This is a genomic window from Ruegeria sp. CDSB029 (assembly GCF_059611125.1).
Genome location: NZ_JBXWOX010000033.1, coordinates 1 through 12818, shown reverse-complemented (window position 1 = coordinate 12818; position 12818 = coordinate 1). Strand labels below are relative to the sequence as shown.

The following is a 12818-nucleotide window of genomic DNA, read 5'->3' as shown; positions in this document are numbered from 1 at the left end:
ATACCTCGCACCTGTTGATCAGGATTCACTGGGGTTCGCAGGGGACGTTAGTGCAGCTACCCCACGGCGTCCATGGCTGGAACGACCAATTTTTGTGTTTATCGAAGTCGTTTTCAGACCTCAGATCAGAGGTCGAGTTCAATCACACCGTCAGGTTCAGCCGCGCGGCTTTGACACAAGATGATCGCGCCCTCGCGCTGTTTGTTGGACAGAACGAAATCACGATGCTCAATATCGCCGAAAACCACACCGCATTTGCAGACGCCACATATGCCGTCGGCGCATTTCACATCCACATGAATACCCGCCTCGTTCAATACCTGAGCGGCATCTTTGTCTTTGGGGACGGTCAGTTCCCTACCCGACTTCGCCAGCTTCAACGTGAAGGAGTGATTTTCATATTCCGGCTGTTCGGGGACCGAAAAATACTCCAGGTGCCGCGCCTCTTCGGGAAATCCCTGCCGGTCGGCCGCTTGTATGACACCGTCCATGTAGCGATCCGGTCCGCAGGTATAGACGTGCCACCCTTCCTGATACCCCGACAGGACTGCATCCAGATCGGCGCGTGTTCCTTCATCTGAGAAATGAAAATGCACATGGTCGGCCCAGGGCATCGCCGCCAGATCGTCCAGGTACCCAGCCCCAGCGCGGGTGCTGGCGGAATAGTGTAACGCGAACGGCTTGCCCAAGCTGTGCAACCGATGAGCAAATGCAATCATCGGGGTGATGCCGATCCCGCCGCCCATCAAAAAAGTCTTTGTTGCGCTCTCATCCAGTTCGAAATGGTTGATCGGATTCGAGATAAAGACCTTGCGCCCTTCGCTGAAGATTCGATGCAACAGGGCCGAACCGCCGCGTCCTTCATCCTCGCGCAGAACGCCGATCTGATAGACTGACCCGTCCGATGGGTCCCCCGACATTGAGTACTGGCGCAGAAACTCAGGCGCGACCAGCACATCCAGATGCGCCCCGGCGGTCCAATCCGGTAAAGGCGCACCATTCAGGGCCGAGAATTCATACTTGGTCACATCCGCCGTCATCTTGTCGACCTTGGTCAGCGCAACCCGCATCACCGGCGCATCGCCCGCGATCGAGTAACGATGCACGATCGACGTATCCCCTTCTGCCTTGCGGTTTTTGTATTCTTCGGCTGACACCATCGCCTGATAGGCCGCAATCCCGGCCTCGCGGTCCATCGCAAAGGGATATGGCCACGGATGGGGGGCCAGATAGGCGGGATAGACAGCTAATGTCTGATCGTCGTACTTCAGGTCCAGATCTGTCTGCAGGTCACGCCGGTTCAGCGGGTGTTTCGTCGGACGATAGGCTCCGTCCGTTTGCAATTCGATATCCCACCACCATTTCTTGGTGTCGTTCAATCCGCCATTACCCACGGCATCGTCCAGTTTCGCCAATGCCGGCGCGGCTTTCGGGATGTTTATCGCGGCCCAGCGGAACGGGCGTTCCTTGAAGATACCCTCAAGGTTCCACGGGCACGTCTTCATGCAACGCCCGCACATCGCTCCGCCGGGGGTGGTCACGCGATAGGTCGCACATTTCTGACTGTCGGATTTCCAGATCTCATAGCCGTTGAACATGAGTTTTGGCCCTGCGGTGATTGCCCCTGAAGGGCATTCGCGCGCGCATTTGTTGCAGCTTTCGCAGAAAGTCTGCAGGCCAAAATCAATCGGTTTGTCGTGCTCTATCGGCATGTCGGTCGTCACCGCGCCAGACTTGAGCCGGGGCCCGAGATAGGGGTTCAGGATGACCTCACCAATCCGGCTGACCTCGCCCAATCCGGACAGAAGCAAAAGCGGCGGCTGAAGCACCTCGCCATCCATGACCGTATGCGCCTTGGCTTTGTAACCCAGGTTGCGGATCTGCTGCGCGATTACACCGCCCAACAGCGAAAACCGCAGATAGGCGCGCATCGACTGGGCAACTGCGATCCAGTCGTCGCCACTGGACCCCTCCATGGTTTCATAGCCTTGATCGATGATCACGCTGATGGCTTGATCATGGGGCGGGTTGATCTCTTCTCCGGTCGCGTCGTGAGAGTACCACGCCCATTCCGGGCAACGGCTGAGGCCCACGGCATCGCCTCCAATGAAATAGGTCGCGGCCTTGATATTCGCGGCATTTCGGGCGGCATCGGTCGGGCGCGAGCCATCTGCGCTGTCGCCATCCTGCAATAGCACAAATGCGCCCAATGAGCGGCGCTGGGCGAAACTGGGGGCGGCCTTGCGCACATAGTGCCCCCCCCTGGCTGCATCCTGCAGCGGTTTGCCCATATCCCCGAATTGTGCGCGGGCAAACATGTCGGCGCGTTTGGGAACGCGGGCCACGTTTTCTTCGTCGATGTAGGTCGTTGGGTCTTCGACGCGCTTAAGTTTCTCGAACGGATGCGCCCCGTCCACGTAGCGTCGTTTGGCGTAAGCATCCCTGTTCAGTGCGTTCTTGGCGAACCCCGTTCCCAGCCACCACGCCGGACCTTGTGTACGAAACCAAGGTTGCTGCGCCATGGGTTGCAGCGGTTGATCATGCGCAATCTCCATCTCTGTCGTAACAGCTGCCAGACCAAACCGCTTGCCCAGCCACGGCACGACAACATCGCCATCCTCGACCGAGGCCAACCCAGCCGCCACCGCCAGTTTTCCTAGATCAACTTCAGAGGACATCGCGGTATGTGCCCGCGCATCGAACCCCAACAACCGGATATAGTTGGCAATCACCACCGCATTTTCGGTCGCCAGCAAACAGGAACGGTGGTCCTGCGCGTCCATGATCCAATCTGAACCAGGCTCGTCCGAGTCTGGATCACGGTTGTGTTCATAGACAAAGACGATGGCGTGGCGGTGGGTGTCCATCGGCTTGGGCGCGGCCTCCATGCTTTCCTTCAGGTCGGCCATGATGACGTCGATGCCCGACGCCAGCGTTTTAGTCTGCCGGGTCTTCAGCGCATGGGCCAGACGATCAATGTCGGGGTTATGACGCGGCTGGGGCAGCATCGCCTCGGCAGGCAAAGGCCCGCACCCCATCATCGACGCGTCATTGAAATAGCCAAAAGCCTTAAAGTGATGGGCGCGCGTGGTCGGATCGGCCGGGATTTCAGAGGGCACAGCATTCACGAATCCATCACGAATAGCGTCCATCATCGCCTGAAACTCACCCATGGCGTTGACGATGCTTTCAGGCTGTTCCGGCCGGTGAAAACTGAGTTCAGGCATCGGCGGCACGGCAGACAGGTCCGGCACAACGCTCTGACGTGCCAACCGCTCCAACGGATAAGGCCCCATGTGGACCGGCCGGTTCTTGTCCGAGAAAAAGCGGATCCCCATCGTGCGCCTCCTGATGTCTAGGTCTCACCTAATGCGGCGTGGACAGTAAATCCATTCATGAATAATCATAAGCGGTATGAGCAAAATAGATTTCATGGATCTGGATGGAAAAGTCCTGAGGGTCTTTCTGACCATTCTCGAAGAAAACTCGGTGTCCAAGGCCGCAGATCGGCTTGGCGTGACACAATCGGCCATCAGCCACACCCTGTCCAAACTTCGGGTGGTTCTGGGCGATCCGTTATTCATCAGATCAGGGCAGGGTCTGACCCCTACTGAGCGCGCCTTGTCCCTGAAAGATCCTGTTCAGCAGGTTCTGGACAATATGCGGGCGCTGACCGAGGATCGCCCGTTCGACCCGCTGTCCGAAGAGATGGTCTTTCACATCGCCACAAACGACATGCCGAGGGAATTGATTTTCCCGCAATTGCTGCAAAAGGTTCGGACCGAAGGCGTGCGGCTGGGGTTGGGGTTTATCCCATCAGGTGTTCCAGACCCTGAGCTGCTGCGCAGCGATCGGTGTCAATTGATGCTGACGCCTTTGCCGCCGGATGGACCGGACATCTTTCAAAAACGCATCCTCAGCAGCCCGCTGATGATCTATTACGATGGCGCGCGACGATCTCCTCCGGACAGTTGGGAAACCTATTGTGAAACCGAACATGTCGAAGTTCGTTTTGCGGATGGCCGCAGCTCGCGCGCTGTTATGCGGGGTGTCGATCAAAACCAGATCAGGCCACCTACGGTTACCCTGCCGCATTTCAATGCCATTACCTCATTTGTGAAAGGCGGCGACCTGATTTCCACCGATACCGCGTTGATGAAACACGGGCCGCTACATGCGTTGGATTGTGCACCTCTGCCCTTCGCGTGCGACCCTGTCTCGATCTACATGGTCTGGCACCAAAGATCGTCCAACGACCCGGCACATCGCTGGTTGCGTGACAGGATCGAAGCCATCGCAGCGACGCTTCAGGATTGAGACAGCAACCAGTCTTTCATCACTGCGACCAGCGCGGGTTGGCGTGGCTGTTTGGGTGTCACGATGTAAAAGCCCAGATCCTCGACCAGCTCGTCCGGGATCGGGCGCACCAACTGACCGGCGGCCAACTGGGCAGAAACAAGCGGTTCGTTAGCAAGCGCAACACCCTGGCCCGACACGGCTGCGTCGATGGCAAGGCTGGTCTGGCTGAAACTCATCATCTTCGGCTTGCCCGTAATCCCTGCCCGCTGCAAAAACAAAGGCCACAGCCCATGGGTGTCGTTCAGCAAAGTGTGCTTTGTCAGGTCAGCAGGATGCGCAATTCTGGCCGCCATCTCAGGACCGCAAACCGGAACGAAAGTTGTAGAAAACAGAGGCACTGCGACCACCCCCGGCCCAAAAGGCGCGCGCCCTTGCCGAACGGCAATGTCGACACCGTCCCCCTGGAAATCCGCCAGCCGTTCCCGAGCGTCAACCTGCACGGCAATGTCAGGGTGGTGCAGCGTAAAGTCCTGAAGACGGGGAACCAGCCATTTCGAGGCAAAGCTGGGAGTGACAGAGATAGTAATTTGTCTGTCCCCAGAAAGATCTTCAACAGCCTCTTCGATCAGTCGGAAGGCCCGGCGCAAGGGTGCATGGAACCTGCGCCCGGCCTCGGTCAGCGCAAGGCCGCGCGGCAGGCGGTCAAAGAGCGTCACAGCCAATCGCGCCTCAAGTCCGCGCACCTGTTGCGCGACAGCACCTTGTGTGACGCCCAAATCCTCGGCGGCTAAGCGAAAGTTCAGATGCCGCGCCGAAGCTTCGAAGGCCCGCAAAGCGTTCAGGGGGGGAAGAGCCGCCATCGTAGCACCCTGTAGTTTTTCTACATCATAAGGCCAGCAGAACTGATTGGTCAATCAGATCGCCAAGGCGCATCTTCATGCCATCAATGAATGGAGAAATCACATGACAAAAGTGGCGCTGATAACAGCGGGCGGCAGCGGAATGGGCGCGGATTCAGCCCGACGTCTGGTCGCAGACGGGTTCAAGGTCGGCATCCTGTCGTCTTCGGGCAAGGGTGAGGCGCTGGCGCACGAACTTGGTGGCGTTGGTGTGACCGGGTCAAACCAATCGACGGATGATCTGCAAAAACTGGTCGATACCGCGATGACCCATTGGGGGCGCATCGACGTGCTGGTCAACTCGGCCGGTCACGGCCCGCGCGCGCCAGTGCTGGAGCTGACGGACGAGGATTGGCACACCGGGATGGACGTCTATTTCCTGAACGCCGTCAGACCAACCCGGCTGGTGACACCGATCATGCAGAAGCAAGGTGGTGGGTCGATCATCAACATTTCAACCTTCGCCGCGTTCGAGCCCGACCCTGTTTTCCCAACCTCGGGTGTTTTTCGCGCGGGTTTGGCGGCCTTCACCAAGCTGTTCTCGGATCATTACGCGGCTGACAACATCCGGATGAACAACGTCTTGCCAGGGTTCATCGACAGCCTGCCAGAGAAAGAGGAATTCCGCGCGCGTATCCCGATGGGCCGCTATGGACGCAGCTATGACGAGATCGCCTCGGTCGTGGCAATGCTTGCGTCAGAAGGCGGCGGCTATATCACCGGTCAAAACATCCGGGTTGATGGCGGCATCACCCGCGCGGTCTGAGGTCAGAACCGCGCTTTGACAAAATGGGTCAGCGCCGCGCCGGTTTCAAAATAGGCGCGGCGTAGCCCTATCCACTTTTCCTGATACTTTGGGACTGCGGGCACCGGCAAAAGGCTTGGGTCGTCCTGCAACAGACTTTGGGCAACAAGGCGGCCAAAGACAGTGCCTGGCCCGATTCCACGCCCCGAAAATCCATGAACGGACAGAGCGTTGGGACCGATCTGCGTAATCTTCGGGATGTGGTCCGACGTCATGGCGATACGGCCATGCCACCCTTCGATCAACGGCTGATCAGCCAGTTGCGGATATAGCTGAGCCAGTTTGCGCTTGATCCAGCTCTTGTGAATCCCGCCGCCTGCCTGATCCAGATCACCCATGGCACCGATGATAAACCGCCCCTCTTGATCCATTCGGAACGAGGTCATGATCAGGTCTGTGTCCCAGCACCCCTCATCCCCCGGCAAAACACTAGCGCGCAGATTATCGGACAATGGAGCCGTGGCATATTGGAAATAATTGACTGGCACATAGGCGGGGGCCGATGCGGTCAGATCACGGTGATAGGCATTGGTCGCCTGAATGACCCATTTGGCGCGCAACGTGCTCCGAGCAGTCTTCAAAACCCAGATTCCATCCATTTGCTGCATGGACAGAACCGGATCTTGCGTGGAAACCAACGCGCCAGCCTCGACCCCGACACGGGCCAATCCGCGCACATAAGCCAATGGCTGGATGGTTCCGGCGCGCGGATCGAACAGGGCGCCACCAAAAGCCGCACTGCCGGTGCGCTGGGCTGTCAGTTCTGCAGACAGCAACTCAACCGGTGCGCCAGCAGCGCTGAGTTGCGCGTGGCGGACCTGCAGATCCCGGAGACCCGCAGCCGAATGCGCACAGTGCAAAGTTCCGTTGCGCACAGGTTCACAGTCTATCCCATGCTGGTCGATCAGGCTGAACACCTCTGATGGAGCAGCAGCCAGAAGGTCAACCAGCCGATCCCCAACTATGTCACCCAGATGCGCGCGAATCTCAGCGGGTGGCAACCACAGCCCCGCATTCGCCAACCCGACATTGCGGCCCGAGCCACCGTGACCGATGTCATGCGCCTCAAGCAGACAGACCGAAGCACCAGCCTTGGCTGCAGTCAGGGCCGCAGAACAGCCGGTGTACCCACCACCGATCACCGCCAGATCAACAGTGATATCACCGGTCGAAACACCGGGTTCGACATGTTCACGGCATGTGTTCAGCCAAAGGGACTGGTTGTGGTCGCTCATGTCGCGCTCCTTGAAATTGCGCGGATCATCAGGGCAGTGTCAGCCGGTTGCAAGCGCTCTTTGATCCTCGCGCCCCATCGCGATCAGGAAGGGTTGCGCATCCTGTTTCGCTTGAAAACCAGCCTTGTTACCCATGCCACGCCAGTTCGCCAGAACAAGAGATTGCGCCACTGCGCCACCTAAGGTCGCGCCGGGGCCGGTAACAATGAACAGGTCTGGCGCGAACTCATGCGCGGCGGTCTGGATCGCACGGGTAAAGTCATAGGGTTCGGTCACTTGGTAGCCCAGGGTATAATCCCAAAGCGCCTGCGTATCCGTCGCACCCGGCCACCAAATCTTTCCGCGACCGTCGATCAGGGGGCGTTCAGACTGTCCGAACAAATCCGCGCCCAAGCGCGCACGCCCTTCGGCAGCGACCGGTGCCTGCAAGGATGTGTGAAACGCGGCATGGTTTGGCAGGCGCATCGGGAAACGGTCCTGCACGGTGGGTTGCGACGCCTCGAACGCTTTCAGCCCCTTTTCGTTGCCTGCAAGAACCAGCATCCCGCCCAGATCAATAGATAGCGCAAGATCATGTCCATCCGTCGAGTTGATGCGCGCCACATCCGTCAGCAGCTCGGTCTTGCGCGCGGCGTCATCCGCCCAATCATTACCAGCAAAGGGGTAAACCAACTGACCACCGATCAGGTGATCCTGCATCAGTGTTCCCATCGTGTTCACGACGCGAAACCCGTCCTCAGGCGACAACGCCCCGGCAGCGGCCAGCGCAATATACCACCCCATCGAGTTCCCGGTGACCGCGACCACCTCGATATCATCGGCCAGCGATTGCGCGTCTGCCAGCGAAGCTGCGTAGATGAGCGGTGAAGCAATATCGCCTTTTGAATACTTGGAAACTGTGAACCGCGCTGCGCCATCCAATGCAGTCACGGCCTCTTGCCCTGCTTCGGCACGTATCGCGTCGAAGCCCCTAAACATCGCAGTTTGCTGCGCGTGGTGGCGATGCAGATAGCCAAGCTCGGGCTTGTTGTATGTACCCCGACCAGGGCAGATGACAACTGCTGTGCGGGTCATGAGCGGCCCCCCGTCAGTTTTAGCGCAGCGGCGACAATCCCCTCTTTCGACGGCAGCGGAGCAGCATAAGCGGGGCCAGTGGCGATAAAACAATCTTCGGCCACGACGCGCGCGCTAGGGGTAGAGGGACTGTTTTCGGTGAAAAAGGTCATCAGCGCCTCGGACTGGCTGCCGGTCCGGCGACACTCGTCGACGATAAGGACGTGTTTGCAACCCTTTGTGGCCTGACGCAGAGCCTCAATCGGGAGAGGTGCCAGCCAGCGCATGTCGATGATACGGGTTTTCACGCCTGCGGCCTCCAACTCGGGCCGAGCCTGTTTCGACAGATAATGCCCGTTGCCATAAGTGACGATGGCCAGATCTTTACCCTCGCCATGCACGCCAACCTCACCCAGCGCGATACTCTGGTCAGGCGACGGATACGTCGTCATCCAGCCTGCGTCCTGTGCATCGTGCAGATCGCGCATCGGATAGAGGGCAATCGGTTCCAGAAAGACCACCACCCGCTGTTCTTCGCGCGCCAAACGAACGCATTCGCGCAGCATCTTAGCCGCATCTGCGCCTGTCGACGGGCAGGCAATGATCACGCCCGGAATGTCGCGCAGGACAGCCAGCGAGTTGTCATTGTGGAAATGGCCGCCGAACCCTTTCTGATACCCAAGCCCCGCAATGCGCAGAACCATCGGGTTAGTGAACTGCCCGTTCGAGAAAAAGGGCAGGGTCGCGGCCTCGCCCCTGATCTGGTCCTCGGCATTGTGCAGATAGGCCAGAAACTGGATTTCGGGGATCGGAATGAACCCGTTATGCCCCATGCCAATGGCCAGTCCCAGAATGGACTGCTCATCCAACAGCGTGTCGATCACCCGGTCCGGGCCAAAGCGTTGCTGCAGTTTCTGGGTCACGCCATAGACGCCGCCCTTGCGGCCGACATCTTCGCCCATACAGACGACCTCGCCGTGTTCCAGCATCAGATCGGTCAGCGCCCAGTTGATCAGACGGCTCATGGGTTGCGGATCATCCATTGCCCGCATGTCGCCGCCAAAGGCCTTGGCGCGCGCTTCGGTACTGGGACCGTTGGTGGGCTTACAGATCCGCTTTGGCGGGATCAGGCTGGCCATAACCTCGGACGCATTGGCCAGATGCGGGCGGGTTGCGGCCTCCGCCGCGATGCGGTCCGTGCGGGCGCAGGTATCTTCGTAGTTTTTCAACGCCTGCTCCGGCGCCAACGCCCCGGCCTGTTCCAGCAAGCGCACCGAGTGCAGCAGGGGATCGTTGGCCTCGTCCGCCTCCACTTCGGATTTTGGTAGGTATGTAGTCGGCACATCAGCGCCTGCGTGTCCGTAAAGGCGGACGGTTTTCAGGTGCAGGAAGGCAGGTTTGCGGCGGGAGCGGACATACTCGGCGGCTTCCTTGGACACTGCGTAGGTCTCGTAGATATCCAGACCGTTGGCCAGAAAGTACTTGATCCCGGGGCGATGCTCCATCGACGCCTGTATCCAACCCTTGGGCGTTTTGACCGAGATTCCAATCCCGTTATCCTCACACACAAACAACAGCGGCAAAGGCGTCGACTGCACGCTGGTCCAGCCTGCGGTGTTGATCGCGCCCTGCGCGGTGGAGTGGTTGGCCGAGGCATCCCCGAAGGAACACATCGTAATCCCGTCCAAGGGCAGTTCACGGTGTTCAGGATCGCGTCTCCGCGCGGCGCCTAACGAATAAGCAGCACCCACAGCCTTGGGCAGATGGCTGGCGATGGTCGAGGTTTGCGGCGGGATGGTCAGCGCCTTTGAACCCAAAACCTTATGCCGCCCGCCCGAGGTCGGATCCTCTTTCGAGCAGGCAAAGCTCAGCAACATGTCCCACGCAATTTGCTGGCCCGGCACCTGCTCGGCCCGGGCGATCTGGAACGCCGCGTCGCGGTAGTGAAGAAAGGCAATGTCGGTCGGACGCAATGCATGCGCCACGGCTGCCATCCCTTCGTGGCCGGATGATCCGATGGTGTAAAACCCCTGCCCCGCCTTCTGCATGGCCCGGCTGGTCCGGTCCAATGCACGGCTAAGGACCTGTGACCGGAACAGCGACACCGCATCGGTTCCGCTTAGCCCCGGCCTCGGGCTTGCGCCTTCGGGGAAGTCGCGCTTGGCGACCCGGGTCAGGAAATTCTCGTGAACGATCTGGGCGCGATCCATTGGGTGTCTTCCGGTCTTACTTAGTTACAACTTGGCGGTAGCGTCCGCGATACGGCGCATACCTTCTTGCAGGCTTTCGGTGGCATAGGCAAAAGAAAGCCGCAAATGCCCCGGCATCCCAAACGCGCGCCCCGGCACCAGCGCCACGCCCGCCTCATCCAGCAGATAGCGACAGAATTCATGGTCTGTGGGCATTTTCGCATGAGTTTTGGGAAAGACGTAAAACGCGCCATCCGGCACGGCACATTCCAGACCAGCGGCGTTTAGCCCTTCGACAACCAGATCGCGGCGCTCTCGCATTTCCCGACGGCGTTCTGCCAGCAAGCCTTGCGGCCCGTTGATGGCCTCCAATGCTGCAGCCTGGGCAATCGAACACGCCCCCGACGTGATTTGCCCCTGCACGGCAACCATCGCGTTGATCAACTCAGCAGGGCCAATTCCCCACCCGATGCGCCAGCCGGTCATGGAATAGGCCTTGGACACGCCGTTTACGATCAACGTTCGTTCCGCCAATTCGGGAACGGCCAGCACAAAGGGCGTGAAAGGCACAAAAGACAGGTGTTGATAAATCTCGTCAGAAATCACCCAGACCTGAGAATAGTTTTGCAATACCGCGCCCAGCGCCTGCAATTCCGCCTTGGAATAGACCGCGCCGGTCGGATTGGACGGCGAGTTCAGCAGCAGCCAACGCGTGCGCGGGGTGATCGCGGCCTCCAACTGATCCGGCGTCAGTTTGAATTTCTGCGTCGCCGGACAGCGGACGACTACGGGGACACCGCCAGCCAAACTGACCATATCCGCATAGCTTGTCCAGAATGGAGCAGCCATAATCACTTCATCACCAGGGTTCAGAGTTGCCATCATTGCGGAGGACAAAACCTGCTTGGCACCCGTCGAAACGATTACATTTTCGGGGCGCGCGCCAGCCTCAGTCGCAATCGCTGATCGCAAGGCGGGCGTTCCTGCCGTTGCGGGGTATCGCGTCTGCCCGTCAATAGCTGCGCGGTGGGCCGCCTCAACAACATGCGGCGGCGTTGGGAAATCAGGCTCACCTGTGCTAAGCGCAATCACGTCGGCACCCTGCGCGCGAAGACGCGCGGCCTGCTCTGAGATACGAACGATCTCTGACAGCTCAATGCCATTCAACCGGTCGGCGGGCTGAAACTCTTTAATACTGGTCGTCAGGTTCATTGGTCCACATCCACGCTGGAATCCACACCTCTGTATCGGGCTGGCGCGCTGCAATTGCCAGTGATATTCCGTGTGAAAGGTATGAGGATTAGTCATATGATTGCGCCCCGTCGGTTTCTTCCCTCGATCCCCTCTCTTCTGGCATTGGAGGCGGTTGATCGCCTCGGCAGTGCCTCGGCTGCAGCCGAGGAGCTGTCGCTAACCCAAAGCGCGATCAGCCGACAGCTGAAGTCCATGGAGGAACAACTGGGTGTCGCGCTTATCCAGCGCAATCAAATGCGATTGCACCTGACCCCCGCCGCGAAAGATTATGTTCAGGTGGCGCGCACAGCGCTGAACCAGATTGCGCAGGCGTCACTGAAACTGAAGGCCAACCCAACAGGCGGGTCGCTGAACCTGTCCATCCTGCCCGCCTTTGGAATGCACTGGCTGGCGCCGCGCCTGCAGGGTTTTGCCCGTCGCCACCCCGAAGTGACCGTGAACCTGAGCACATGCCTCAAGCCGTTTGATTTCGAGACCGAACATTTTGATGCCGCCATCCACTTCGGCCAAAAGAACTGGCCGGGCGTCAACTACCTGCCGATTATGCGTGAAGATGTGGTTCCGGTCTGCGCGCCGGACCTGTTGCCCGATCAGGAGCAGGGCTTGAGCTGGCTGATAACAGCGCCATTGCTGCATCTAGAGACCCGACCGGACGCTTGGGAGCGATGGTTTGCGGCACAAGGGCGTGACGTATCAGGGATGCGGGGAATGCTGTTCGATCAGTTCTCGACCATGGTACAGGCCGCGATCCACGGGTTGGGAGCGGCGCTATTGCCCAGCTATCTGATCGAAGACGAACTGAAAACCGAAAGGTTGGTTCCCGCATGGAACGGACCCCGCATCAGCCTTGGGCAATTCTTTTTGGTCTGGCCACAGTCACGACCGGAATCCGAACCGCTGCGGTCGTTTCGGATATGGCTGCAAGGTCAGGTTGGCCAATTCTGATCCCAAACTGCGCAGCCTCCGGCTTTGCGTCCTGCGGACGGCAGAGGGGCCGGGCAGGTGCGGGCTGCGGTCGTTTCGGATATGGCTGCAAGGTCAGGTTGGCCAATTCTGATCCCAAACTGCGCAGCCTCCGGCTTTG

9 protein-coding genes are annotated in these 12818 nt (G+C 59.2%); 3 read left to right on the top strand and 6 right to left on the bottom strand.

Annotated features, from left to right (window positions below; genetic code table 11):
* Positions 1–125: 125 nt before the first annotated feature.
* Positions 126–3338 (bottom strand): reductive dehalogenase, encoded by a 3213-nt coding sequence (locus tag AC2FI8_RS23085; protein ID WP_496781105.1) that lies wholly within the window; start codon positions 3336–3338, stop codon positions 126–128.
* Between the two features lie 76 nt (positions 3339–3414).
* Between AC2FI8_RS23085 and AC2FI8_RS23080 the strand changes: the two genes are divergently transcribed.
* A complete protein-coding gene (locus tag AC2FI8_RS23080; protein WP_496781104.1) occupies positions 3415–4317 on the top strand; it encodes a LysR family transcriptional regulator in 903 nt (300 codons plus the stop codon).
* Here AC2FI8_RS23080 and AC2FI8_RS23075 read toward each other — a convergent pair.
* Positions 4308–5159, bottom strand: coding sequence for a LysR substrate-binding domain-containing protein (locus AC2FI8_RS23075; protein ID WP_496781103.1), 852 nt, complete (start codon positions 5157–5159; stop codon positions 4308–4310). The two genes, AC2FI8_RS23080 and AC2FI8_RS23075, sit on opposite strands and share 10 nt — an antisense overlap.
* Positions 5160–5262: 103 nt before the next feature.
* Here AC2FI8_RS23075 and AC2FI8_RS23070 point away from each other — a divergent pair, with 103 nt between their 5' ends.
* On the top strand, positions 5263–5964 hold the full coding sequence (locus AC2FI8_RS23070; RefSeq protein ID WP_496781102.1) for an SDR family oxidoreductase: 702 nt from the start codon (positions 5263–5265) through the stop codon (positions 5962–5964).
* A gap of 2 nt (positions 5965–5966) precedes the next feature.
* Here AC2FI8_RS23070 and AC2FI8_RS23065 read toward each other — a convergent pair whose 3' ends face one another.
* From AC2FI8_RS23065 to AC2FI8_RS23050, 4 genes are read right to left on the bottom strand one after another with little or no spacing between them, the layout of a single operon-like run.
* Complete coding sequence (locus tag AC2FI8_RS23065) at positions 5967–7238, bottom strand: NAD(P)/FAD-dependent oxidoreductase (protein WP_496781101.1); 1272 nt, start codon at positions 7236–7238, stop codon at positions 5967–5969.
* 39 nt (positions 7239–7277) lie between these two features.
* The gene (locus AC2FI8_RS23060) at positions 7278–8312 is read right to left on the bottom strand and encodes an ACP S-malonyltransferase (protein WP_496781100.1); all 1035 of its coding nucleotides are present in this window, start codon (positions 8310–8312) and stop codon (positions 7278–7280) included.
* Complete coding sequence (locus tag AC2FI8_RS23055) at positions 8309–10501, bottom strand: dehydrogenase E1 component subunit alpha/beta (RefSeq protein ID WP_496781099.1); 2193 nt, start codon at positions 10499–10501, stop codon at positions 8309–8311. Before AC2FI8_RS23055 ends, AC2FI8_RS23060 begins: the two co-directional genes overlap by 4 nt.
* 24 nt (positions 10502–10525) lie before the next feature.
* The gene (locus AC2FI8_RS23050) at positions 10526–11692 is read right to left on the bottom strand and encodes a pyridoxal phosphate-dependent aminotransferase (RefSeq protein WP_496781098.1); all 1167 of its coding nucleotides are present in this window, start codon (positions 11690–11692) and stop codon (positions 10526–10528) included.
* Between the two features lie 96 nt (positions 11693–11788).
* Between AC2FI8_RS23050 and AC2FI8_RS23045 the strand changes: the two genes are divergently transcribed.
* Positions 11789–12679 carry a LysR substrate-binding domain-containing protein gene (locus AC2FI8_RS23045; protein WP_496781097.1) on the top strand — a complete coding sequence of 297 codons (891 nt, stop codon included), beginning with the start codon at positions 11789–11791 and terminating at the stop codon, positions 12677–12679.
* The last annotated feature ends 139 nt before the right edge of the window (positions 12680–12818 follow it).